The 25,646-nt window shown below is 62.0% G+C and carries 18 protein-coding genes; 13 read left to right on the top strand and 5 right to left on the bottom strand.

Annotated features, from left to right (window positions below; genetic code table 11):
* Positions 1-117: 117 nt before the first annotated feature.
* On the top strand, positions 118-2,814 hold the full coding sequence (locus ACTQXO_RS03370) for a valine--tRNA ligase (protein WP_441031799.1): 2,697 nt from the start codon (positions 118-120) through the stop codon (positions 2,812-2,814).
* 278 nt (positions 2,815-3,092) lie between these two features.
* Entirely contained in the window at positions 3,093-4,436 is a 1,344-nt protein-coding gene (locus ACTQXO_RS03365) for a bifunctional folylpolyglutamate synthase/dihydrofolate synthase (RefSeq protein ID WP_441031797.1), read from the top strand.
* Positions 4,437-4,675: 239 nt separating this feature from the next.
* Here ACTQXO_RS03365 and ACTQXO_RS03360 read toward each other — a convergent pair whose 3' ends face one another.
* The 4 genes from ACTQXO_RS03360 to ACTQXO_RS03345 form a co-directional block, all read right to left on the bottom strand.
* The gene (locus tag ACTQXO_RS03360; RefSeq protein WP_441031795.1) at positions 4,676-5,764 is read right to left on the bottom strand and encodes a M24 family metallopeptidase; all 1,089 of its coding nucleotides are present in this window, start codon (positions 5,762-5,764) and stop codon (positions 4,676-4,678) included.
* Positions 5,765-6,231: 467 nt separating this feature from the next.
* Positions 6,232-6,630 (bottom strand): DUF1667 domain-containing protein, encoded by a 399-nt coding sequence (locus ACTQXO_RS03355; protein WP_441031793.1) that lies wholly within the window; start codon positions 6,628-6,630, stop codon positions 6,232-6,234.
* A gap of 2 nt (positions 6,631-6,632) precedes the next feature.
* Positions 6,633-8,054: an NAD(P)/FAD-dependent oxidoreductase gene (locus ACTQXO_RS03350; RefSeq protein WP_441031791.1), complete on the bottom strand. Its 1,422-nt coding sequence runs from the start codon at positions 8,052-8,054 to the stop codon at positions 6,633-6,635.
* Position 8,055: 1 nt separating this feature from the next.
* Positions 8,056-9,528, bottom strand: a complete 1,473-nt coding sequence (locus ACTQXO_RS03345; protein ID WP_441031789.1) for an NAD(P)/FAD-dependent oxidoreductase — start codon at positions 9,526-9,528, stop codon at positions 8,056-8,058.
* Between the two features lie 803 nt (positions 9,529-10,331).
* Here ACTQXO_RS03345 and ACTQXO_RS03340 point away from each other — a divergent pair.
* The 4 genes from ACTQXO_RS03340 (at position 10,332) to ACTQXO_RS03325 (ending at position 14,087) form a co-directional block, all read left to right on the top strand.
* On the top strand, positions 10,332-10,763 hold the full coding sequence (locus ACTQXO_RS03340) for a double zinc ribbon domain-containing protein (RefSeq protein ID WP_006234085.1): 432 nt from the start codon (positions 10,332-10,334) through the stop codon (positions 10,761-10,763).
* A gap of 255 nt (positions 10,764-11,018) precedes the next feature.
* Entirely contained in the window at positions 11,019-12,782 is a 1,764-nt protein-coding gene (gene thrS, locus ACTQXO_RS03335) for a threonine--tRNA ligase (protein ID WP_441031787.1), read from the top strand.
* Between the two features lie 55 nt (positions 12,783-12,837).
* On the top strand, positions 12,838-12,999 hold the full coding sequence (locus tag ACTQXO_RS03330; protein WP_441038870.1) for a GH32 C-terminal domain-containing protein: 162 nt from the start codon (positions 12,838-12,840) through the stop codon (positions 12,997-12,999).
* Between the two features lie 95 nt (positions 13,000-13,094).
* On the top strand, positions 13,095-14,087 hold the full coding sequence (locus ACTQXO_RS03325) for a PLP-dependent transferase (protein ID WP_441031783.1): 993 nt from the start codon (positions 13,095-13,097) through the stop codon (positions 14,085-14,087).
* Between the two features lie 327 nt (positions 14,088-14,414).
* Here the strand turns inward: ACTQXO_RS03325 and ACTQXO_RS03320 are convergent, their stop codons facing one another.
* Positions 14,415-14,762: a winged helix-turn-helix domain-containing protein gene (locus ACTQXO_RS03320; RefSeq protein WP_441033506.1), complete on the bottom strand. Its 348-nt coding sequence runs from the start codon at positions 14,760-14,762 to the stop codon at positions 14,415-14,417.
* A 193-nt stretch (positions 14,763-14,955) separates the two neighbouring features.
* Between ACTQXO_RS03320 and ACTQXO_RS03315 the strand changes: the two genes are divergently transcribed.
* The 7 genes from ACTQXO_RS03315 (at position 14,956) to ACTQXO_RS03285 (ending at position 25,639) form a co-directional block, all read left to right on the top strand.
* Positions 14,956-16,467, top strand: a complete 1,512-nt coding sequence (locus ACTQXO_RS03315; protein WP_154515410.1) for an IMP dehydrogenase — start codon at positions 14,956-14,958, stop codon at positions 16,465-16,467.
* 370 nt (positions 16,468-16,837) lie between these two features.
* A complete protein-coding gene (leuS, locus tag ACTQXO_RS03310; RefSeq protein WP_441033503.1) occupies positions 16,838-19,414 on the top strand; it encodes a leucine--tRNA ligase in 2,577 nt (858 codons plus the stop codon).
* Between the two features lie 256 nt (positions 19,415-19,670).
* Positions 19,671-20,165, top strand: a complete 495-nt coding sequence (rimP, locus tag ACTQXO_RS03305) for a ribosome maturation factor RimP (RefSeq protein ID WP_441033500.1) — start codon at positions 19,671-19,673, stop codon at positions 20,163-20,165.
* A 1-nt stretch (position 20,166) separates the two neighbouring features.
* Positions 20,167-21,414 carry a transcription termination factor NusA gene (gene nusA / locus ACTQXO_RS03300; protein WP_154515419.1) on the top strand — a complete coding sequence of 416 codons (1,248 nt, stop codon included), beginning with the start codon at positions 20,167-20,169 and terminating at the stop codon, positions 21,412-21,414.
* Between the two features lie 91 nt (positions 21,415-21,505).
* Positions 21,506-24,181, top strand: a complete 2,676-nt coding sequence (gene infB, locus ACTQXO_RS03295; protein ID WP_427747321.1) for a translation initiation factor IF-2 — start codon at positions 21,506-21,508, stop codon at positions 24,179-24,181.
* Positions 24,182-24,192: 11 nt separating this feature from the next.
* On the top strand, positions 24,193-24,603 hold the full coding sequence (rbfA, locus tag ACTQXO_RS03290) for a 30S ribosome-binding factor RbfA (RefSeq protein ID WP_006234038.1): 411 nt from the start codon (positions 24,193-24,195) through the stop codon (positions 24,601-24,603).
* The gene (locus ACTQXO_RS03285; protein ID WP_427747324.1) at positions 24,596-25,639 is read left to right on the top strand and encodes a DHH family phosphoesterase; all 1,044 of its coding nucleotides are present in this window, start codon (positions 24,596-24,598) and stop codon (positions 25,637-25,639) included. Before rbfA ends, ACTQXO_RS03285 begins: the two co-directional genes overlap by 8 nt.
* Positions 25,640-25,646 lie beyond the last annotated feature (7 nt).

The raw sequence follows: 25,646 nt of genomic DNA, 5'->3' as shown, positions 1-25,646 counted from the left end.
CTTTGTGTTTGTTTAAGCCTCAGCGAAGTCGTACCAGACTGAAGTAATCGATACCTAAGGGGAGGAATGCAGACCCTGGCGGGCCTACATTCCTCCCCGGTGGGACGGGAGAGATATATGGAAGAGATGCCCAAAAACTACGATCCGTCGACCAACGAGCCGGCGATCCTGCAGAAGTGGCTCGACGGCGGCTACTACAAGCGCCGTGAGGGCGTGGGCGACTGCACTGTCACCATTCCGCCTCCCAACGTGACCGGCAAGCTTCACATGGGTCACGCCACCGACGATTCCATCCAGGATGCCATCATCCGCATGGCCCGCATGCGCGGCAGGTCCACCCGCTGGGTGCTCGGTACCGACCACGCCGGTATCGCCACGCAGACCAAGGTCGACAAGAAGCTTAAAGAGGAGGGCATCAGCCGCCTGGAGATCGGCCGCGATAAGTTTGTCGACGCCTGCTGGGATTGGACCCACGAGTACGGCGGCATCATCGTCGAGCAGATCAAGCGTATGGGCTGCTCCGTCGACTTTGATAACGAGCGCTTTACCATGGACGAGGACTACGCCCAGGCCGTGCGCAAGGTGTTCTGCGACTGGTACCACGACGGCCTGATCTACCGCGGCAAGCGCATCGTCAACTGGTGCCCCAACTGCACCACCGCCATCTCGGACGACGAGGCCGAGTATAAGGACGAGAAGGGTCACCTGTGGCACCTGCGCTACCCGCTGACCGAGCCGGTCAACGGCCAGGACTACATCGTCGTCGCCACTACGCGCCCCGAGACCATGCTCGGCGACACGGGCGTGGCTGTCTCCCCGAAGGACCCCGAGAAGGCCGCCTTTGTGGGTAAGACCGTCAAGCTCCCCATCGTCGACCGTGAGATCCCCATCTTTGAGGATTGGCATGTCGACGCCAACTTTGGCTCCGGCTTTGTCAAGGTCACCCCGGCCCACGACCCCAACGATTACGCCATGGGTCAGGCCCACGACCTGCCGCAGATCAACATCTTTGACGAGCATGCGGTGGTCGTCGAGGGCTACGGCGAGTTTACCGGCATGACCCGCGAGGAGTGCCGCGAGGCCGTCATCAAGTGGTTTGAGGAGCACGACCTGCTCGATCACGTCGAGGATCACGATCACTCCGTCATGCACTGCTACCGTTGCGACTCCGCACTGGAGCCGTGGCTGTCCGAGCAGTGGTTCGTGGCCGTCGACAAGCTCAAGGGGCCGGCGCTCGACGCCGTCAACTCCGGCAAGGTGACCTTCCACCCCGCGCGTTGGACGCAGACCTATACCACCTGGATGGAGAACCTCAAGGACTGGTGCATCAGCCGCCAGCTTTGGTGGGGCCACCGTATTCCCGTGTTCTACTGCGAGGACTGCGGCTGGGAGGATGCCCTTACCGAGGACACCGACGTGTGCCCTAAGTGCGGCGGTCATCACGTGCATCAGGACGAGAACGTGCTGGACACCTGGTTCAGCTCGCAGCTGTGGACTTTCGCCACGCAGGGCTGGCCCCAAAAGCCGGAGCTGCTCGAGGGACATCACCCCACGACGGCACTCGTCACCGCGCGCGACATCATCGCGCTGTGGGTCGCCCGCATGGTCATGAGCTCGCTGTACTTCTTGGACGAGGTGCCGTTTAAGGACGTCGTCATCTACCCGACGATTCTTGCCAAGGACGGCAGCCGCATGTCCAAGTCCAAGGGCAACGGCGTTGACCCCATGGACCTCATTGGCATGTACGGCGCCGACGCCATGCGCTTCAACCTGCTGACGCTCTGCACCAACAACCAGGACGTCAAGTTTGACGCGAACATCGACAAGAAGACCAAGAAGCTTATCGACAGCCCGCGCACCGAGCAGGCTAAGTCGTTTGTGACCAAGATCTGGAACGCCAGCCGCTTCCTGCTTATGAACATGGAGGGCTACACGCCCGGCGAGCCTGTCGTAGAGACGCCGGCCGACGCCTGGATGTTCAGCCGTCTGGCCAAGGCCGTCAAGATGGTCACCGAGGGCATCGAGAACTACACCTTTGGCGACATGGCCCGCGGCGTTCAGCAGTTCTTCTGGAACGAGGTCTGCGACTGGTACGTCGAAGTCACCAAGGCGCGCCTGAAGGGCGAGGGCCGTCTGCAGGCGCAGCGAAACCTGATCTTTGTGCTCGATACCTCTATTCGCCTGATGCACCCGCTCATGCCGTTTGTCACCGAGGAGATTTGGGACAACATGCCGGCGAGCGTGCTCGACCTGGACGCCGAGGGCAACGTGGACCGCGCCGAGGCGCTCATGATTGCCAAGTGGCCCGAGCCTGCCGACTATGTCAAGTATGTCGACGAGGACGCCGAGCGCGCGTTTGAGCTGTGTCGCACTGTCGTTTCTGCCGCCCGTGCCACGCGTTCGCGTTATCGCTTGAGCCCCAAGGCCGAGCTCGACGTGGTCGTGCGTGCCGGTGTCGAGGACATCGAGAAGCTCGAGAGCCTGCGCTCGACCATCGAGCCGCTGGCCAATACCGCCTCGCTGGTCATGGGTACCGATGTTGAGAAGCCGGCTGCGAGCATCGCCGTGGTCGACAGCGGCGTCGAGGTCTTTGTGGTGCTCGAGGGTAAGGTTGACCTTTCGGCCGAGAAGGCACGTCTGGAGAAGGAGATTGCCGCGGCCCAGAAGGAGCTCGCCGGTTGCGAGAAGACGCTCGCTAACGAGGGCTTTGTGGCCAAGGCCGCGCCCGCGGTGGTCCAGAAGAAGAGGGACCGTGCAGCTGAGCTCAAGGAGATCCTGGAGGCGCTGACTGCTCAGGTTGCTGACTTCTCGTAGGCGTTACTGGGGGACGCGGTTTGGGGCATTGCTCGCTACTGCGGACAGTCCTGCTCGCACGAAGGCCACATTAAGTGGCCTTCGGCTCGTGCGGAACTTGTATCGAGCAAAGCCCCAAACCGCTCCCAGGTCGTTTACGTGGTTGTTTGCAACTGGTTAGTTAGGGCCACTTGGTTGTGGCCTTGATTCTGCTGCAAAGCGGTGTTTGGCTGATATTTTGAATGGGAAGGGCTCGTTGTTGATTCGGGCCTCTTTTTATGTTGAGGGGACTTTGGGTTATGGCTAAGCGTTCTGGGTCGTATGTCGTTCCTTTCTCGTTTGATTTGCTTTCGTTTAGTGAGGCTGTGGGGCTTGCTGCCGATACGGGGCGGATTTCTGGGGATGCTGGTCCTCTGCTCGAGACAGTTGTCGATATGCTCGATGAGCTGGGGCGGCCGGACGAGTACTTTGATTGCATTCAGGTTGCCGGTACCAATGGCAAGACTTCGACGACGCGTTTTTCGGCTGCTATCCTTCGCGGCGAGGGGCTCAAGGCTGCGCTTTATACGTCGCCGCAGCTTGTTCGCTATCCCGAGCGCATGGAGGTCGATGGGCACGTCGTGAGCGATGAGGCGTTTGCCCGTGGCGTTTCTGCTGCTGTTGAGGCGGGGCATCGAGTGAATGCGCGCCGCGTGGTGACGGGGGAGCGTGCCTATACCATCACGCCTTTTGACCTGCTGACGGCGGCCGCGCTTGTGGTGTTTGCCGAGGCTCGCGTGGATGTCGCCGTGCTCGAGGTCGGCATGGGCGGTCGCTGGGACGCCACGAGCGCGACCGATCCCGTTGCCGTTGCCATCACGGGCATCGGACTCGACCACACGCGCATTCTGGGCGATACGCTCGAGGCCATTGCGGGGGAGAAGGCCGCCGTCATTAAGCCCGGACGCCTGGTTGTGCTGGGCGAGGGCACGCATGAGCCGAGCGTTCAGCGCGTTATGGACACCCGTTGTCGCGAGTGTGGTGTGGTGCCGCTGGTGGTGAGCCACGCCACGACCAAGGTGCCGGCGCATGTGGGCGATACGGTTGAGTTTAGCTGTACCACGACGCGTGCGATTTATACGTCGAGCATGGTTAAGCCGGCGTATCAGCCGCAGAATGCCGCGTGCGCGATTATGCTCTGCGAGGGGTATCTGGGTCGCGAGCTCGACCACGAGGCGCTTGATGCTTCGCTTATGGGCTGCCCCACGCCGGGCCGTTTTGATGTGATGGGAACCGATCCGCTCAAGCTGATCGACGCCTGTCATAACCCCCAGAGCTGCGAGAACTTTGTGAGCGCCTTGGACGAGATCGATCCGTGCGTAGAGAACCGCCCCACGTTGCTGTGTGCCGCGCTGGCAGACAAGGACGTGGCGGGTATCGTCGACGTGCTGATCCCGGCCTTCCCGCGCGTGGTCGTCACACAGGCCGATTCCGATCGCGCCCTGCCGGCGGAGGAGCTTGCTGCTCTGGTGGACTCTGATAAGCTCGCAGGCGTGTACCCCAGCGTGTCCGAGGCCCTCGCAGCCTTTGAGGCTGCAGGCGAGCCCTTCGTAGCAGCAGGCACCATCACCCTGGCCGGCGAAGTTGCCGGTCTGCTCCGCTAGATCCCTTCCGCAGGGTAGCTAGTTTGCCTGCTCGCCACGAAATGGGCCTATCTACTACGTTTGACCGGCTACCCTCAACCATGCCGAGAATCGCAAAATCAAAACCGCAGGTAGAAGGCTTGCCAATTTTCAAAAAATACCCGCATGGTCGCCCCATGCGGGTTAAACGTAGTAGATAGGCCCATTTCGTGGCGGCATTCATGTGATGCGGCAAAGGGACTGTCCCTTTGCCGCATTGCCTAGTCTAGGCGGACCGGATCGTGGGGGTAGGCGTTGAGGATCTCGACGCCGCTCTCGGTGACCAGGGCAAGGTCCTCGATGCGGACGCCGGTGCGGCCGGGGAGGTAGATGCCCGGCTCGATGGAAAACGTCATGCCCGGCTCCACGACCTGCTCGTTGACGAGCGAGACGTCACCCGGCTCGTGGTCTTGCAGGCCGATCGAGTGTCCCAGACGGTGCGTAAAGTACTTGCCATAACCCGCGTCCTCAATCACGTCGCGCGCGGCACGGTCCAGGTCGCACATGCGCACGCCCGGGGCGATGAGCGCCTCGGCGGCCTCGTTGGCGCGGCGCACGATGTCGTAGATACGCGCGGTCTCCTCGTCCGGCTCGCCCCAAAAGAACGTGCGCGTCATGTCCGAGCAATAGTTGCGGCGACGTCCGCCAATGTCGAACAGCACCACGTCGCCACGTTTGAGTACCGTATCGTCTGGCTCGTGGTGCGGGTCGCCGGCGTTGGCGCCAAAGCTCACGATGGGCGGAAAGCTAAAGCCCTCGCAATCGTGCTTGCGATACAGGCCAAGCATCTGGTCGGCGATCTCGCGCTCTGTCACGCCTTCGTGGACGAGCTCGATCGCGTCGGCCATCACGGCGTCGTTAGCGGCCGAGGACACGCGCATAAGCTCCTGCTCGGCGGCGTCTTTGTAGGTTCGGGCGGCGGTCACGGCAAAATCGCCTAGGAAGAATTCGCTCGCGGCATGGCGCTCCATGAGGGGCATTAAGAAGCCGGAGCGCATGACGGTGTCGATGCCGAGCGGTTTGGTCGGATCAACCTCGCGAGCGATGGCGTCGGCCACGACGTCGGTATCGGTGTGGTACGCGACGCGGGCATTGTCATACTCGGGCAGCTGATGCAGCGCGTTGACCAAGATCACGGGCTCGCTACCGCGTGCGAGCAGTACGCCGCAAAAACGCTCGAACATATCGGCATAAAAGCCGGTCAGGTAATAAATCGACCACGGGTCGTTTACGAGCAGCTGCGCGCCGGGGTGCTGAGCCTCGAGCGCATCGAGCACGCGTGCCACGCGCTGGTCATCGACATGTGCCATACATCGTCCTTTCGTTAGGTTGCCACCATGGTATCCCCAATGCCAGGGTAGTCAATTTGGGACGGGGCTATTTTAGCTGCGTCAAACATGCGAGCTGATAGGTAAAAGTAGTCAATATGGTCCCGTCCCAAATGGGCTGGTTTCAAAACTATGGCGGATTACGGGGCTGGACCTGTATTACTTGACCATGGGAAAAATCGCGAAATTAAAACCGCAGGTAGAAGGCTTATCAAAAATCGAAAATTGCCGGTATGGGTGGGGGTTTCCGAATCAGCCCCGTAATCCGGCATAGTTTTGAAATGGCACTTAAGTAGGCACAAGCTAAATACCGATCCCAAGGCAAGTTGCGGTGGAATAGTTCCTTGATGCCGGGGTTTTGGCGGAAATCGGGAATTATTTCACCGCAATTGAGGAGGGGCGGGGTGGATGGCGGGGTAGCTAAAAGAGCACCGTCCCAAACGAGCTGCTTAGGCCGGGTCGATGTCCATGCTGGCGATGAGGTCGGTACCGGTGTCTAGGAGGTTGGGGAGGACTACATCGCCCATGCGGATGGGGGCTTTGACCGCTAGGCCGCGGATGAGGTCCATGGTCTGGGCATGGAGTTCGAGCGGGATGGCCTCGGCCGTGCGAACGGGCAGCAGCGCCTCGTCGCCGCCTGATACCGCCACGGTGGTAGTGAGGACGCGCATGGGGCAAGTGAGCTCCTGATGTGCGAACTTATCGCCGCGCGGGCAGCTGTTGCCGGTCACGGCGTGCACCGTCGCCACGCGGTCGTCGGCCCCGCGCTCCACTTCCACCGTAAGGAGGCACTCGGATGGGCAGGTGGTGCAGTTGAACTGTAGCGTCTCGATCGCATTTGTGCTCATGGCTATGCCTCCTCGACGGGCTCGACGGAAAGGATAATCTCGCTGGCACCCAGGCCGAGCGCTCGCTGTATCACCTTTGCCGTCAGCGGGAAGCTTTCCATAACGCTCGGTTTAAACGCGCGGACCTTGCCCGTAAGCAGTTCCTCGTCGCCCGCCAGAATGCGCACGCGGGCGGCATCGACCGGCCGGCGCACGCGGAAGTTGAGCCTGGTGAGTGCCACGGCCGTAATGCGTCCCGGCAGCGCGTAGCCGGCGATGCCGGCAGGGGAGACCGTGAGCTGGCAGCCAGCGCCCGTCTCGACATCCGCGCCGGTCCCCAGCGCGTACGTCGCCGCGGCTGCACCGGCACGCTCGGACTCGGCCGTCACGTTATCGGCCAGGTCGTGCACGTGCAGCACGTTGCCGCAGGCAAAGATGCCCGGCACGCCCGTCTGCAGGCTCTGGTCCACCACGGCGCCGTGCGTGCGCGGGTCAAGCTCAACACCCGCGCCTACCGAAAGCTCGTTCTCGGGAATCAAACCTACCGAAAGCAGCAGCGTGTCGCACGGAACGATGCGCTCGGTCCCCGGAATGGGCGCCAGATTTTCGTCGACCTGGCTCACCTCGACGGCCTCCATGCGGTCGCGCCCAATCACGCGCGTGACGGTGGTGGACAGGCGCAGCGGAATGCCAAAATCGTCCAGGCAGTTCTTCACATTGCGGCGCAGGCCGTTGGCGTATGGCATAAGCTCGTACACGCCCTCGACCGAAATCCCCTCGAGCGTGCAGCGACGCGCCATGATGAGCCCAATGTCGCCCGAGCCTAAAATGACGGCGCGCGAGCCGGGCTTGAGGTTGTCGATGTTGATGTATCGCTGCGCCAGGCCGGCGGTAAACACGCCGGCGGGGCGGCTGCCGGGAATCTTGATCTCGCTGCGCGTGCGCTCGCGACACCCCATGGCAAGGACGACGGCGCGCTCGGTGAGCTGCAACATGCCGGCGGGGCTCATGAGCGTGACGGTGTGTGCCGAGGCTTCGCTCGCCGCGCCACTTGCGCCCGCGCCTGCGACTTTGTCCTCGCTTGAGTCGATCCCAATCACCATACTGTCCAGGAACAGTGCGATATCGGTTTTGCGCACCTGGTCGATAAAGCGCTGTGCGTACTCGGGACCGGTCAGTTCCTGCTTAAAGTGTGAGAGGCCAAAGCCCGGGTGGATGCACTGGCGCAGGATGCCGCCCAGGTGCTGCTCGCGCTCCACGATGGCCACGCGCGCTCCGGCCTTGTGTGCAGCAAGTGAGGCCGCCATGCCGGCAGGTCCGCCGCCGATAACGACTACGTCGAACGCCTTCGTCTGCACGGCGCCGGCAGCAATTGATACCCTGTCGGCATCTGTGCAAGTGCACTCGACGCCCGATACCGCACCCATATCGATACTCGTCGCCATCCTAGCGCACCCCCTTCAACGGTCCCTCTACCAGCCAGGAGCCATCGTCTTCCAACGGTACCTCGCTGGGGTCGCAGCCCAGCTCGCGGGCCAGAATCCGCACCACGCGGCTCTGGCAAAAGCCGCTCTGGCACCGACCCATGCCGGCGCGGCAGCGGCGTTTGACGCCCTCGACCGAAACCGCACCCGGGCGGCGTCGAATCGCGGCCACGATCTCGGCCTCGGGCACCGTCTCGCAGCGGCAGACAATCTGCCCCCACGCGGGGTCGGACTCAATGAGCTCTTCCTTGCGCGCAAGCGGCGCGCGGTCGAAGTCGTCCGGCGCGCGGCGAATCGGATCCCAATCGGCCCGCTCGCGCAAAGCAACACCCGCCTCGCGCAGCACCTGCTCCATTCGCTCGGCAATGGCCGGAGCGCTCGCTACGCCCGGCGACTGAATGCCCGCCGCCTGGAACAGCCCCGGCACCACGGCGGACTGTCCAATAAAAAAGTCGTTCGTTCCCTTAATGACCGGACGCCCGCCGGCAAACGCTCGCACCACGCGGCGCGTATCCAGATCGGGTACCAGTTTGCGCGCGCCGCTCAGCAGCGCGTCGACATCGCTCGCATAGGTCTGCGTGTCGCCGGGCTCGCGCACGGCGGCGGTCGCGGTGATCACCGTGTTGCCGTGTACGGTACCCGTAACGATGACGCCCTTGGAAACCGGCGTGGGAACGGGGTAGAGCGGCATGAGTGCGCGCGGCTCCTTGTCCAGCACCACAATGTTGCCCTGGCGCCAGACCATCTGGAACTCCTCGGCGCCCGCCATATGCGAGATGTCTGCGGCGCCGTTGCCCGCCGCGTTAATCAAATAGCGGCAGCGCACATCACCGGCCGGTGTCACCAGCGTAAAACGAGCGGTCCCGTCACCGCTCCTGTCGCCAGCGCCGGGAGCTACCTCGATCGTCTCCACCGGTGCGGAGCGCACAAACGTCACGCCGTTGGCTACGGCGTTCTCCATCGCGGCGATGGCGACCTCAAAGGGATCGACATAGCCGGTCGAGGGACACCACAGCGCGCACGTGGCCTGGGCGCTGGCGCGCGGCTCCAGCTCGTGGATGCGCTCGGCCCCGATGATCGCCAACTCGGGTACGCCGTTTGCCAGCCCGTTGCTTTGCAGCTGCTCCAGCTGCGCGCGGTCTTGGTCGCTAAAGCCCAGCACCATGGACCCGGTGCGGCAAAACAAAAAGCCCAGCTCCTGGGTCCACGTGCCATATAGCTCGCAGCCGCGGGCGTTGACCTGGGCCTTAACCGTGCCCGGCGTCGGATCGTAGCCGGCGTGCACCAGGCCGCCGTTGGCCTTCGACGCGCCTAGGGCAATGTCGTTGGCCGCCTCGACCACGCAGATGGACAGGTCATAGCGTGCGAGCTGCCGCGCGATGGCGCATCCGGTGATGCCCGCGCCCACAATCGCGATATCAAACGTTTCTGTCACAGTGCCTCCAAGACGAGTTGACAGGCTGTCAATAAGGCTATCCTACGGTGTGCGCATCCCCCGCGCAGCGGCAATGCGGCGAACAGCCCCGCTGCATCCGCCAACGGCAGGCGAGGGGAGACTCAGGTCAATCGGTGACCTCGTCTGGCACCCCTGTTGTCAAAGGTTTGTCTCGTTCTGTAACGGTAAGCAGAAGAGTTGGGTTCCAGATGTTACAGATCGAGACGTTTGCCAGGCGGGCCCTCTGTTTGTCTTGATTTGTAACAGTAAGAGTAAGAGTAGAAAATCGGTCCTATGTGTTACAGATTGAGATTTAGAGTCAGGGAGAGGTCATCTGTCTCGATCTGTAACATCTCGGGACCGTTTTGGGGTCTAGATGTTACAGATTTAGATGAACCCATCAGTCGGTTTAGAATGTCTAAATCTGTAACAGTTAGACCTGTTTTTGCCGAGTTGTTGTTACAGATTGAGATATTGAGATTGGACATTTTCCTTTGTCTTGATCTGTAACAGATAGAAGGGTTTCTGGCCCCTAGCTGTTACAGATTGAGATATTTAACGGAGGGCTCACCGTTCATCTTGATCTGTAACAGTAGGGACTGATTCTGGAGCCAAGATGTTACAGATTGAGATTTAAGTCTGGGAGAGAACGGTTTGTCTAATCCTGTAACATCTGGACCCGGATTCCGCTCTCACCTGTTATAGATTGAGATGTTTCTATCCGCCCATGCCTGCGACCTGCCAAATCGTTAACCCCCGTGTTACACTAACTCGAGTTGTAACTACCCCGAAAGGTACCCGTAATGTCCAAGTACATCTCCGAGCTCATGTCGCCGCAGCTTATGGGCGTCATCTATGCCTTTGTAGGCTTTATCATCGCCCTGTACGTGCTGTCGGTCGTCTATGTGTTTATTGACGCCCGCCGCCGCGGCGCTAGCGCTTACGTGGCATGGGGCATCATTGCCCTCATCCCGTTTGTAGGCCTCATTGCCTACCTGGTCCTGCGCCCGCACTCCTATGCGGCCGACCGCGAGGAGCAGGAGCTGGACATGGCCCTGCGCGAGCGCCAGCTTGCCCAGTACGGCACCTGCCCGCAGTGCGGTGCGCCCATCGAGAAGGACTTTGTGGTCTGCCCGGTGTGCGACACCCAGGTTCGCAACGTGTGCCCCAGCTGCCATCGCCCGCTCGACGCACACTGGAAGGTCTGCCCCTACTGCCGAACTCGCATCCAGTAGCGCATCCATCGCCGGGCCGGCCGCAAGCCACGGGCCCCGCGCGCCGCGCGCAAGCCGCACGCAGCCCCGCCCCCACGCGATGAAGCATGCGTAGAAATTCGCCCGCCGTGCCATTAAGGTGCGGCGGGCGCTTGTATACCTAGGTAACCTGCCTATAATGATGCAAGTCAAAACGCATGCGCCGGCAAGCGCAATGCACACCGCACGGCGCCAAGCAGCACTTGCACAAGGCATCCGAGAGGAGAGAACATACCCATGAAGGCACTCTATAATGACGGTTCGGTGGCCGAGCTCCCGCAGGACGAGGTCACGCATGTCATCCGCCACTCCGCCGCGCATATCATGGCGCAGGCCATCAAGCGCCTGTACCCCCAGGCCGATTTTGCCTACGGTCCCGCGACCGACAACGGTTTTTACTACGACGTCGACCTGCCCGAGGGCGTCAAGATCAGCGAGGACGACTTCCCCGCGATCGAGGCCGAGATGAAGAAGATCTGCAAGGAGAACCTTAAGTTCACCGTGTACGAGAAGCCCCGTGCCGAGGCCATCGCCCTTATGGAGGAGCGCGGTGAGAAGTACAAGGTCGAGCACATCGCCGACCTGGACGACGACGCCCGCATCACCTTCTACCAGCAGGGCGACTACATCGACATGTGCGTCGGCCCCCACATCTGCTACACCAAGGCCCTCAAGGCCTTTAAGCTTACCGGCGTCTCGGGCGCCTACTGGAAGGGCGACAAGGACAACAAGATGCTCACCCGCATCAACGGCGTCGCCTTTGCCACTAAGGAAGAGCTCGACGAGCACATGCACATGCTGGAGGAGGCCAAGAAGCGCGACCACCGCAAGATCGGCCGCGAGATGGACCTCTTTATGATGCGCGACGAGGCCCCCGGCTTCCCGTTCTTCCTGCCCAACGGCATGATCCTTAAGAACACGCTGCTGGACTACTGGCGCGAGATCCACCACAAGGCCGGCTACGTGGAGATCTCCACGCCGCTCATCATGAACAAGCAGCTGTGGAAGACCTCGGGCCACTGGGACCACTACAAGGACAACATGTACTCCACCGTCATTGACGACGAAGAGTACTGCATTAAGCCCATGAACTGCCCGGGCGGCGTGCTGGTGTACGCCTCCAAGCCGCACTCCTACCGTGAGCTGCCCATTCGTGCCGGCGAGATTGGCCTGGTGCACCGACACGAGCTGCGCGGCGCCCTGCACGGCCTGTTCCGCGTGCGCTGCTTTAACCAGGACGACGCCCATCTGTTTGTGCGTCCCGACCAGCTGACCGACGAGATCGTGGGCGTGGTCAACCTTATCGACTCCGTGTACCAGAAGTTTGGCTTTAAGTATCACGTTGAGCTTTCCACCCGCCCCGAGGACTCCATGGGCTCCGACGAGGACTGGGCTCGCGCCGAAGAGGGCCTGCGCACCGCTCTGGAGCAGCTGGGCATGGACTACGAGGTCAACGAGGGCGACGGCGCCTTCTATGGCCCCAAGATCGACTTCCACTTGGAGGACTCGCTCGGCCGTACCTGGCAGTGCGGCACCGTTCAGCTCGACTTCCAGATGCCGCTCAACTTTGATCTGGAGTACGTGGACGCCGATGGCACCAAGAAGCGCCCCATCATGCTGCACCGCGTGTGCTTTGGCTCCATCGAGCGCTTTATTGGCATTCTGATCGAGCACTTTGCGGGCAAGTTTCCCACCTGGTTGGCCCCCGTGCAGGTCAAGGCACTTCCGGTCTCCGAGAAGAGCCGCGACTACGCCCACGAGGTGTGCGCCAAGCTGGAAGAGGCCGGCATTCGCGTGGTCTGCGACGATCGCGACGAGAAGATCGGCTACAAGATCCGCGAGGCCCGCAGTATCGACCGCGTGCCCTATATGCTCATCCTGGGCGAGAAGGAGGTCGAGGCCGGCAACATCTCCGTCCGCGATCGCTCCAACGAGACCGTTCAGATGAGTGTCGATGAGTTTGTTGCCAAGGTGACCGAGGAGATTAAGACTCGCGCCTAGCACAAACAACACAAGAAGCAATAAAGGCGATCGTCCTCGCGGGCGGTCGCCTTTTTTGTTGTGCAAAAAGGTACACATTGTTGGCGATGTCTCGTCGGTCGAGGTGCTTGTGAACGATGGCGCGCTCGTGTTCTCGACGCGCATCTATCCCGAGGACTATGGCGTGACCGTTGACGCTACGGGTGCGAACGTGACCTACCACGCGCCCAATATCTAGGCGACTCGTCGCATATCGGCGCTATACTTCAGCCGTTGCCCACGATGTGGGAAACATCCGCATCGTGGGCTTTTGTTTTGAGGGGACGGTGCCACGTGGACGTGCAACAGCTAGAAGAGGCTTGGGCTGCAAGGGCCAACGCACGTGAGGCGCGACTGGTTGCAGCCTCGCATGCGCCGGCAGCGCTTGCGCTGTTGGGGATTGTGCGCCCCGGTGACCGCCTGGTGGCCTTTGCGGATGACTTTGCCAAAGCTTTTGTGCGCGGCTTTGATGGCTGCGACATGGCTATGGTGGGGGAGCCGTCGGTTGCGGCGTTTGCTGCCGCGTCCGAGGGCTTTGATGCTTCGCTTGATGCCGAGGGGCCGCACCTGTGGTGGTTCGTCAACTCCATCGGCGGGCATGGCCTTCGTGTGCCCGATTTGCGCGCTCTGGGTCGGGCGGCTCGCGAGGTCCATGCGCTGCTCGTGGTGGATAACACGGTGGCGTCGGCTTTTGGCTGCGATCCGCTGCGGCTGGGTGTTGCGCTGTCGCTCGAGGCGCTCGATCGCGTGTGTGCCGGTGATGTTCCGCACAAGTTGGTTGCTGTATCGGTGGCGCGCTCGCAGCTCAAGCGCCATCGTGTGGATGCCGCGGCTGAGTGCGCGCATGCCCTGCTTGGGGGCTGTGGCTTGGCCAAGTTTGATTTGCCTGCTGACGAGGCCGATGTGCTGGAGCGTGGGCTTTCCTCGCTCGACGCTCGCATGCAGGCTCACTTCGATCGCGCCCGTGCGTTGGCCGAGTATCTGGCCGCGAACGAGATGGTGCGCAACGTGCGCTATCCCGGGCTGAGCTCGCATCCTGACCATGCGGTTGCAACGGGAATCCTCGAGCATGGCTTTGGACCGGCAGTTGAGTTTGACCTTATCGAGCGTGGCGCGGGAGAGCTGTTCGACGCTTTGCCGGGGGAGTTCCGCACATCGCCTGCCGGCGGCGCAACGACGCGTCTTTCGGCCCCACGTGGCAAGCAGGGGGGCACCATCCGCCTCTTCGCCGGCACCGACGATCCCCTGACGGTAGCCGCCGCCCTCGATAACGCCCTCCGAAAGTAGTCTTTTTGGGACGGGGCTTTTTTAGCTACCCCATCCGGAGCCGTCGAAGCCTGAGGACATATTTGACATTAGGGTAGCTAAAAAAGCCCCGTCCCAAAAAGACTACCCTGGTGTTGAGCCACGAAAACGGCCTATCTACTACTTTTAAGCCCTAGGGGTCGACCATGATCGACTTTTTTGAAAATTGGTAAGCTGTCTTCCAGCGGTTTTGTTTTCTTAATTTACGGTATGGTCGGCGGTATTCGACTAAACGTAGTAGATAGGCCCGTTTTGTGTCTCGCGTCATAATTCGTGAGGGCAGTGGACTAAAAATCAGTTCCAAAAAGTCTACTCTGTGTTGATAGTGGCGATGAGGACGTCGGCTTTTGCGGCTATGACCTGGTTTATGTCGGCCTGCAGCTCCTCGTAGGCCGCTATGGCTCGCTCGCCGGCGGGGGTGAGCGAGCTCCCGCGGGCGCCGTCGCGCTCGATGAGCTTGCACCCCAGCTGTCCCTCGGCCTCGTTCACAATGCGCCATGCCTTGGAATAGGCCATGCCCATGCTCTTGGCGGCACGGTTGATCGAGTGTTCGCGGGCGATACCCTGCAGCAGCAAGACGCAGCCGTGGCCGAACACGCCCGGCAGATCTTTGTCGCACGACTGAATGACCAGTTTTGCCGTCGTCTTGTACTCCATGCGCTCCACGTCTCTCCGCTAAAGTGTCTGCTGGGCAAACGCAAAGCCTGCGTTAAACCCTCGTGTGCTCTTCTTAAATCATGCATTGTAGCAGTCAAAGTGCGTTAAGATACTTGCCCAGTATTGGGCGCCCAAGGTTGGGCTGGGTCCTACGAGGCCTGCAGCCGACCGGTCGCATGGAAAAAGGAGAAACATGGCTACGTTCTTTCCCGGTGAGTCCCACACGTTTTCGGAGTATCTGCTGGTCCCTGGTTATTCGTCCTCGCAGTGCATCCCCAACAACGTCTCTCTAAAGACGCCGCTAACCCGCTTTAAGCGCGGCGAGAAGCCGGCAATCACCCTGAACATCCCCATGGTTTCCGCCATCATGCAGTCCGTCTCGGGCGTCGACATGGGTGTCGCGCTCGCTACCGAGGGTGGCCTGTCCTTCATTTACGGTTCCCAGACCCCCGAGTCCGAGGCCGCCATGGTCAAGGCCGTCAAGGATCACAAGGCCGGCTTTGTCCAGTCCGATTCCACGCTGACCCCCGACATGACCATGGAGCAGGTCATCGAGCTCAAGGAGAAGACCGGTCACTCCACCATGCCGGTCACCGACGACGGCACTCCCAAGGGCAAACTCCTGGGTATCGTTACCAGCCGTGACTATCGCCCCAGCCGCGATGACCACCAAAAGAAGGTCTCCGAGTTCATGACCCCGCGTGAACAGCTCATCGTGGGCGACAAGAACATCAGCCTCAAGGTTGCCAACGACGTCATCTGGGACAACAAGCTCAACGCCCTGCCCATCGTCGACGACAACGATCACCTTATGGGCATCGTCTTCCGCAAGGACTACGACAGCCACAAGACCAACCCCAACGAGCTGCTCGACGGCGATAAGCGCTACATGGTCGGCGCCGGCATCAACACCCGCGACTATGCCGAGCGCGTGCCGCTGCTCATCGAGGCCGGTGCCGATGTCCTGTGCATCGACTCTTCCGAGGGCTTCAGCGAGTGGCAGAAGCGCACCATCGAGTGGATCCGCGCCAACTACGGCGAGGATGTTAAGGTTGGTGCCGGCAACGTCGTTGACGCCGAGGGCTTCCGCTTCTTGGCCGACTGCGGTGCCGACTTTATCAAGGTGGGTATCGGCGGCGGTTCCATCTGCATTACCCGCGAGACCAAGGGTATCGGCCGTGGCCAGGCCACCGCGCTGATCGACGTCTGCCGCGCTCGCGACGAGTACTACGAGGAGACCGGCGTCTACGTGCCCGTATGCTCCGACGGCGGTATCGTCTACGACTACCACATGACGCTCGCCCTTGCCATGGGTGCCGACTTTATGATGCTGGGCCGTTACTTCGCCCGCTTTGACGAGAGCCCGACCGAGCGCGTCAACGTCAACGGTCAGTACATGAAGGAGTACTGGGGCGAGGGTTCTGCGCGCGCCCGCAACTGGCAGCGCTACGACCTGGGCGGCGCCGCAAAGCTCAGCTTTGTCGAGGGCGTCGACTCCTACGTTCCCTACGCCGGCTCCCTTAAGGACGGCGTGGGCGGCACGCTCTACAAGATCAAGTCCACGATGTGCAACTGCGGTGCCCTCTCGATCCCCGAGCTCCAGAAAAAGGCACGCCTGACCCTGGTGAGCTCGACCTCGATCGTCGAAGGCGGCGCCCACGACGTAGTCGTCAAGGATTCGCAGCAAAGCGTCAGCTACCGCTAAGCGGCTTTCCCAAGCACCGCACCTTGCCGTTCAAACCGTCGCTCGCGTACCAAAGTACGCGTCGCTCCTCTTTCACGGCAATCTGCGGCACTTGGAAAACCCGACCATGCTTGGGCAGGTAACAATTAGCGGTTGATTCACAACCACGTTATTAAGATAAAGCGAGATGCCTGCAAGTCGCAGGCATCTCGCTTGTCGTATTTGCTATCATCAGTCAAGTTAACCTTAGGGTCGGTCGGCTTGGCTTTGTTCGCTACAAGTTCCGCACGCAAAGAAGAGCACTTAATGTGCTCTTCGTCTTGCGCAGGACTGTCCGCAGTAGCGAATAAAGCCAAGCCGACCGACCCCAGCTAAGATTAAAGGAGCTGATATGTGCGATTGCACAGATCATAAGGACGAGATCCCTGCCTACGACGCGCAGGCCATTGAGTCCAAGTGGATGAAGGCCTGGGAGGACTCCAACCTCTTTGCCGTCGACACCGACGCCAGCAAGCCCAAGAAGTACGTGCTCGAGATGTTCCCGTATCCTTCGGGCGACCTGCACATGGGCCACGCGCGCAACTATACCATCGGCGATGCCATGGCCCGTCAGGCCCGTATGCGCGGCTTTGACGTGCTGCATCCCATTGGCTTTGATGCCTTTGGCCTGCCCGCCGAGAACGCCGCCATCAAGCACAACACGCAGGCTGCCGCCTGGACGTATAAGAACATGGACCAGGCGCTCGCCACGATGAAGCGCATGGGCTTCTCCTACGATCTGGATCGCATGGTCAAGACCTGCAGCCCCGACTACTACCGCTGGGGCCAGTGGATCTTTGAGAAGATGTGGGAAAAGGGCCTGGTCTACCGCAAGAAGAACCCGGTCAACTGGTGCCCCAACTGCAAGACCGTTCTGGCCAACGAGCAGGTTACCGAGGGCAAGTGCTGGCGCTGCGGCACCGAGCCCGAGAAGCGCGACCTTGAGCAGTGGTACTACAAGATTACCGAGTACTCCCAGGAGCTGCTCGACGATCTGGAGAAGCTCCCCGGCTGGCCCGAGCGCGTTAAGCAGATGCAGGCCAACTGGATCGGCCGCTCCGAGGGCGCCGAGGTCGACTTTACCCTGTGTGATGCCAACGGCGATCCCATCGAGGGCGACGAGGGCAAGATCACCGTCTTCACCACGCGTGCCGACACGCTCTTTGGCGTCTCCTTCTTTGTCCTGGCTCCCGAGTACGCTCGTCTGCACGAGCTCGTCGAGGGCACGGAGTACGAGGAGGCCGTGACCAAGATCGTCGAGGACTCCAAGCATATCTCTGCCGTCGAGCGTGCCCAGGGCACCCTCGAGAAGCACGGTGCCTTTACGGGGCGCTACGTGGTTAACCCCGTCAACGGCGAGAAGGTTCCCGTGTGGGTTGCCGACTATGTCGTTGCCGATTACGGCACCGGCGCCGTCATGGCCGTTCCCTGCGGCGACCAGCGCGACTTTGAGTTTGCCCGCAAGTACGACCTCCCGATCGTCCCGATCATCCTGGACGATGACGACCGCGCTGCCGTCGAGGCCAGTGGCGAGACCATCGATACCTTCCATGCCGAGACCGTCGACTGGGATTGCGCCCACGCTGCCGAGGGCACGCTCGTCCAGTCCGGCAAGTACACCGGCATGCGCGGCGGTAAGCACTCCGAGGGCGAGGCTGCCATCGTGGCCGACCTCGAGGCCATGGGCTGCGGTCGTCGCAAGGTCGAGTTCCGCCTGCGCGACTGGCTCATCAGCCGTCAGCGCTATTGGGGCAACCCCATCCCGGCTATCCATTGCGAGCACTGCGGCATTGTGCCCGTGCCCGAGGACCAGCTGCCGGTGACGCTGCCCGAGAACCTGGACCTGGGCGCCGGCGAGACCCTCGCCGAGTGCAAGGACTTCTACGAGACCACCTGCCCGGTCTGCGGCCGCCCGGCCAGGCGCGAGACCGATACCATGGACACCTTCACCTGCTCCAGCTGGTATTACCTGCGCTATACCGACCCGCACAACACCGAGCTGCCCTTCTCCCGCGAGGCGGCAGATCGTTGGATGCCCGTCGATAACTACATCGGCGGCATCGAGCACGCCATTTTGCACCTGCTCTACAGCCGTTTCTTTACCAAGGCGCTGCGCGACCTGGGTCTGCTCAGCGTGGACGAGCCCTTTACCAACCTGCTGTGCCAGGGCATGGTCAAGGACGAGAACGGCGACACCATGTCCAAGTCCAAGGGCAACGTCGTACCCCCGAGCTCGGTTATCGAGCCCTACGGCGCCGACACCATGCGTCTGGCGATCCTGTTTATCGCCCCGCCCGAGAAGGACTTTGACTGGGATCCCAAGGCCGTCGAGGGTGCCAACCGCTTTATCAAGCGCGCCTGGCGTATCGTGTGGCAGCTTGTCCAGTCGGGTGATGCCAACGTTGCCTTCGACAAGTCCGTGCTCGACGAGACCGCGATGAAGCTCTATCGCGAGCGTCACCGCACCATCGCCAAGTGCACCGAGGACTTCGATCGCGGCCAGTTTAACACCGCGATCTCGGCCGTCATGGAGCTCGTCAACGCAGCGAGCGCCTACCTCAACGCCACCGAGGGCGCATCGCGCGACAAAGCACTGTGCTACGGCGTGGCCAAGGACATCGTGAGCGTCCTTGCCCCCATCTGCCCGTTCTGGGCCGACGAGCTGTGGCACGAGGCACTCGGCTGCGAGGGCAACGCCTACACCGCCGCCTGGCCCGAGTTTGACCTGGCCGAGTCCATCGAGGACACGGTGCAGATCGTGGTCCAGGTGCTCGGTAAGGTCCGCGGCCGCATCGATGTGGCCCGCGATGCCTCCAACGAGGAGATGCAGGCTGCCGCCGAGGCCGCTGTTGCCAAGTGGCTCGAGGACAAGACGGTCGTCAAGGCCATCTGCGTGCCCGGCAAGCTGGTCAACCTGGTGGTTAAGTAAACCTTGCGCATATAGTTGATGCACAATAGACGAGGGGCGATCCGGCTGGGTCGTCCCTCTTTTTGGATATGGATACTTGCGACTACATCCAATTATCTATTTCTTGTGGAGAACCTGTGCTCACGCTGACCTGCGGGTTTGTGCTATGGTTGCACGTTTTCGCAGGTATTGGTATAGTTTGCTTGCAAATGAAGTTGTAATTGAAAGAAGTGGGGTTTCGGCCCCGCTTCTTTTTTGTATGGATGGAGGTGCCGCAATGGTCAAGACCAAGACCGAGCAGGCGATCATCGACGCGCTCGAGGCCGTCGCTCCCCAGCACGATGTCGATATTGTCGACGTTGAGCTCGTGGGTGCCACCAAGGCCCCCTGCGTGCGTGTGCGTATCGAGGGTGCCGAGGGTCAGAGCCTGTCGCTCAACGACGTCACGGCCAACACCAAGTGGGTCGGCGACGTGATCGAGGAGCTCGACCCCATCTCTTCGAGCTATACGCTCGAGGTGTCGAGCCCGGGTATGGCGCGCCCGCTGCGCCGTCCGCGTGACTTTGCCCGCTTTGTGGGCGAGGACTGCGAGCTTTCCTCCACCGCCACCGAGGGCCGTCGCAAGTACTCCGGCAAGATTGCCGCCGCGACCGAGACCAACGTAACCCTCGAGCTCGAGGACGGCGAGTCTGTCACCCTCGATTTTTCCGATGTTAAAAAGTGCAAGTTGAAGCCCGTCTATGACTTCAAGCCCGCGAAGGAAGGAAACTAACATGGCAGCATCCGACATGATGTCCGCCCTGATGGAGCTTTGCCAGGAGAAGCACATCGACCAGCTCTACCTGATCGACCGTCTGGAGCAGTCGCTCGCCAAGAGCTATGCCGAGATCCTGCATCTTGAGTGGGGCGCCAAGGTGACCATCGACCGCACCACCGGCAAGATCTATGTCTACCGCCTGGAGCCGATCGACGATTCCATGGACGAGGAGGGCAACTTCACCGAGTTCGAGGAGATCGACGTCACCCCCAAGAACACCAGCCGCATCGCCGCCCAGCACGCCAAGGCCGAGATCAACGCCATCGTGCGCAACTCCGCCCGCGAGCAGATCTACGAGGAGTTCTCCGGTCGTATCGGCGACCTCATCAGCGGTACCGTACTGCAGTCCACACCCGACTTTACGATCGTCAAGATCCGCGAAGGCGTCGAGGCCGAGCTTCCGCACTTTGATCAGCGCCGCTACGAGAACGAGCGCAACGAGCGCCCCATGGGCGAGCGCTATCTGCACAACCAGCACATCAAGGCCGTGATCATTGACGTTCGCGACCCCAACTCCACGCTTCCGCCGGTTCGCGGCGAGCACAGCCGTCCGCCGATCGTTATCTCGCGTACCCACCCCGAGCTCATGCGTCGTCTGTTTGAGCAGGAGGTGCCCGAGATCTATGAGGGCACCGTCCAGATCAAGTCGATCGCCCGCGAGCCCGGCCAGCGCTCCAAGGTCGCCGTCCACTCGCTCGACGACCGCCTGGATCCCGTGGGCGCCTGCGTCGGCCCCAAGGGCAGCCGTGTGCGCGCCGTCGTGGGTGAGCTGCGCGGTGAGCGCGTCGACGTCATCCTGTGGGATGCCGATCCGGCCGTCTACGTCGCCAACGCCCTGTCGCCCGCCAAGGTCACTCGCGTCCTTATCGACGAGGAGAAGGCCTATGCCGGCGTCATCGTGCCCGACGACCAGCTTTCGCTCGCCATTGGCAAGGAGGGCCAGAACGCCCGCCTGGCCGCACGCCTGACCGGCTGGCACATCGACATTAAGTCCGAGACCCTTGCCGCCGACATCCTCAAGAACGTTCCCGTTCACGAGGAGCCTGCCGCCGACCTGATCGGTGACGAGGAGGATGACGACGCCCGTCGTTGCGAGTACGTGTCCGAGGATGGCATCCAGTGCCGCAACCAGGCCCGTCCCGGTTCCCGTTTCTGCGGTGTCCACGACACCGACGCCTTCGATGATGCGGAGGACCTGATCTAGCGCGCGGTTGCGCTGGACAGGTTCCGGCGCACATCCCACGCTCGTTCAGTCTCTAGGCACCCAAGGTGCCAGAAAGGGTAGGTGAAGTCATATGGCAAAAGTCCGTGTGTCCACCCTGGCCAAAGAGTTCGGCATGACCTCCAAGGAACTGATGGGTCACCTCGCCGAAATGAAGATTCCCGCTAAGTCTGCTTCCTCCGCCCTGGAGGACGCTTATGTTGCCATGGTCCGCAAGCAGCTTGCCTCGGTGATCGAGGCCCGCGCCCAGGAAGTCGAGGCCGCCAAGCAGGCCGAGGAGGAGGCTGCCGCCGCCGAGGAGGCGGCGCGTGCCGCCGAGGCCGAGCGCGAGCGCATCGCCGCCGAGAAGGCACGCGAGGAGGAGCGCCGCCAGTTTGCCGCCGCCCAGGCCGCCGAGGAGGCAGCCCGTGCCGAGGCTGAGGCCAAGAAGAAGGCCGAGCAGGAGCGCCTTGCCCGCGAAAAGGAGGAGGCTGCTCGCGAGGCCCAGCGCCGCGCCGTTCCCGCTTCCGACTCCGGTTCGCGCTTCCGTTCGCTGCTCGATCAGATCGCCGCACAGGAGACCGTGCTCAAGGAGAAGAAGGACGCCGAGGACAAGGCCAAGGCCGAGCGCGGCAACCGTCGCGGCGGCAACAGCGATCGTCGTGGCGGCCGTCGCAACGACCGCAACGCCTCCGAAAACCGCCCGCACAGCCATCGCACCAACGCCAGCAACAATGTCGCTGCCGGCATGGATTTCCCCAACCCCGATAAGCAGGGCAAGGGCAAGAAGCGCAAGGGTGGTCACAACAGCGAAGAGGACCACTACAGCCGCATGGCGCGCGAGGCCGAGGAGTACAGCCGCGAGAAGGTCCTCGAGGAGGCCCGTGCCGCCGTCGAGGAGGCCTCTCGCGAGTCCACCGGTCGCCGCAAGAAGCGCAAGGAGAAGCGCGAGCGCGAGGCCGCTAGGGCTCAGGAGGAGCGCAAGATTGAGGAGGCGCTGGCCCAGGGCGTGAACCCCGAGGAGCTCGACGCCATCAAGGTTTCCCAGGGCGTTACCGTCCAGGAGCTTGCCGAGGCGCTCGACGTTCCGGCCAACGACATCATCAAGCGCCTGTTCCTGCTGGGCACGCCACTCACCATGACGCAGTCCATGTCCGACGACCTTGTCGAGCTCGTTGCCGACGACTTGGGCCGTCAGATCAGGATCATCACCCCCGAGGAGGAGAACACCTTCTCGTTCTACGACGATCCCGCCGACCTTAAGCCCCGCGCCCCGGTCGTCACCGTCATGGGTCACGTCGACCACGGCAAGACGAGCTTGCTCGACGCCATCCGCCACACCGGCGTTGCTGCCGGCGAGGCTGGCGGCATTACCCAGGCCATCGGCGCATCGCAGGTCATGATCAACGACCGCAAGATCACCTTCATCGATACCCCGGGCCACGCTACCTTTACGGCCATGCGTGCCCGTGGCGCCAAGGTGACCGACATCGTCATCCTGATCGTCGCCGCCGACGACGGCGTCATGCCCCAGACGGTCGAGTCGATCAACCACGCCAAGGCCGCCGGCGTTCCCATCGTCGTCGCCGTCAACAAGATCGATAAGCCCGGCGCCAACCCCGATCGCGTGCGCCAGGAACTCACCGAGTACGGCGTAATCCCCGAGGAGTGGGGCGGACAGAATATGTTCGTCAACATCTCGGCCAAGCAGAAGATCGGTATCGACGACCTTCTGGAGACCGTGCTGCTCCAGGCCGACGTGCTCGAGCTCAAGGCCAACCCCGATACCTTCGCCTCGGGCAACGTCCTCGAGGCCAAGCTCGACAAGGGTCGCGGCTCGGTCGCTACCGTGCTCGTGACCCGCGGTACCCTGCACGTGGGCGATACGCTGGTCGCCGGCCTTACCTATGGCCGCGTTCGCGCCATGCTCGACCCCAAGGGCCGCGCCGTCACCGAGGCCGGTCCCTCCGACGCCGTCGAGATCCTGGGCCTGCAGTCCGTGCCCAACGCCGGTGACGAGTTCCGCGTATTCGAGGACGAGCGCGAGGCGCGCGCCCTGGCCGATGAGCGCTCGCTCAAGGCCCGCATCGAGGAGCAGAGCCGCGTGAAGCACGTCACGCTCGAGAACCTCTTCGAGACCATCGCCGACGCCGAGGTCAAGGAGCTCAACCTGATCATCAAGGCCGACGTCCAGGGCTCCATCGAGGCCCTTCAGGACTCGCTCGACAAGATGGATCAGTCCGAGGTCCGCATCAACACGATCCACTCCGCGGTCGGTGCCATCAACGAGACCGACGTCGTCCTGGCTGACGCCTCCAACGCCATCATCATTGGCTTTGGCGTGCGTCCCGACGGTAAGGCCCGCTCCGCTGCCGAGCGCGAGGGCGTCGAGATTCGTTGCTACGACGTTATCTACAAGTGCCTCGAGGAGCTCGACGCTGCCCGTATCGGCATGCTCAAGCCCACCGAGGTCGAGGTCTCCACGGGTACCGCGACCGTCCTGGACACCTTTAAGGTGCCCAAAGTCGGTATCGCCGCCGGTGTCCGCGTCGAGGAGGGCGAGATCGCCGCGACCGATTCCGTGCGCCTGGTGCGCGACGGCATCGTTGTCTTTAACGGTAAGATCGCCTCGATGCGCCACTACAAGGACGAGGCCAAGAGCCTCAAGAGCGGTTCCGAGGGCGGCATTGGCCTGGAGAACTTCCAGGACATCAAGCCCGGCGACCAGATCGAGGGTTACCGTATCGACCAGGTTGCCCGTACCGAGTAGGGGGTAGCGCTATGAAGCAAACGCAGGCAACCCGCCGTCTGGGCGAGCAGCTTCGCGAGAAGCTCGGTTATATCCTTCTCTTTGAGGTTTCCGATCCGCGTCTCGACCTGGTCACCCTGACCGCGGTCGAGGTCGCGGTGGACCGTTCGTTCGCGCGCGTGTACGTGTCGTGCGATGCGAGCCGCTACGATGAGGTCATGGAGGCGCTCGCCAGCGCCAAGGGCCGCATTCGCAGCCTGTTGGCTCGTTCACTCGACTGGCGCGTCACGCCCGAGCTCGATTTTCGCATCGATCGCTCGACCGATGAGGCCGAGCGCATTACGCGTGCGCTGGAGAATGTCCCGGCCACGCTGGCGATCGAAAAGGACGAGGACGGCTATCCCATAGCGGATGCCGCCCAGGAGGCAGCTTTAGATGACTAATTCCGCCGACCTCGTCTCGTGCGAGTCTGCAGATATTAAACGACGCATCCTCGAGCTTATCGAGGGTGCGTCCTCCATTGCGATCTCGGGTCATACCTCTCCCGACGGCGATGCCCTGGGCTCCGTGTTGGGCTTGGGTCTCTCGCTCATGAAGGCGTTCCCCGACAAGGACATCGCGCTGCTGCTCGCAGACGACGATCCCGTTCCGCGTATTTACCGCTTTATGGAAGGCGCCGATCGTCTGGTGCCGGCTTCGAGCTTTACGGGCGATCCCGACCTGTTTATCTCGGTGGATGTGCCGGTTGTCGAGCGTCTGAACAACTCGGCCGACGTGCTCCGCCGCTCCAAACATGTGGTGTGCTTTGACCACCATCCGGCGCGCGAGGAGTTTGCCGAGGTAAGCCTGAGGCGTGTCGATGCTGCGGCGTGCGCCATGATCATCGACCGCTTTTTGGATGATTGCGGCGTTGTCGTTCGCGATCGCATCGCCACCTGCCTGCTCTGTGGCCTGGTTACCGATACCGGTCGTTTTCAGTATCAGAATGCCGATGCCGCCGCGTTCCATGCGGCTTCGCGCCTGGTGGCGCACGGTGCCGACCCGGCGCGTGTCGCGCTCGAGGTCTATCAGAGCATGCGCGTCGAGTTCTTGCACCTCAAGTCCATCGTCATGGGCCGCATCAAGACGGTCGCGCACGGGCGCGTGGCGTATAGCTACGCGTACGAAAGCGACCTTAAGGAATGTGGCGTCACCTCGGATGAGTGCGACGGCTTGGTCGATGTGGTGCGCTCGGTGATGGGTGTCGAGGTCTGCCTGTTCCTTAAGGGCATCGAGGGCGATACCAAGGTGCGCGGAAACCTGCGCTCCAAGGGCGACATGGATGTCTCCGAGATTGCGGCCAACTTTGGCGGAGGCGGACATCACGCTGCCGCCGGCTTTACCAATAACGGAACGATTTTCGAGACGCTCACCGCGGCACTTCCCATGCTGGCCGAGCTGGTGGGGGAGGATCCCGCTTCGGTGACCGTCGAGCTTTAACTTTTTG

Origin of the sequence: Collinsella sp. LCP19S3_D5, from assembly GCF_052121415.1 — a bacterium.
Lineage (GTDB): Bacteria > Actinomycetota > Coriobacteriia > Coriobacteriales > Coriobacteriaceae > Collinsella.
The sequence above is the reverse complement of the archived record's forward strand: the minus strand, read 5'-3'. Positions and strand labels throughout refer to the sequence as shown.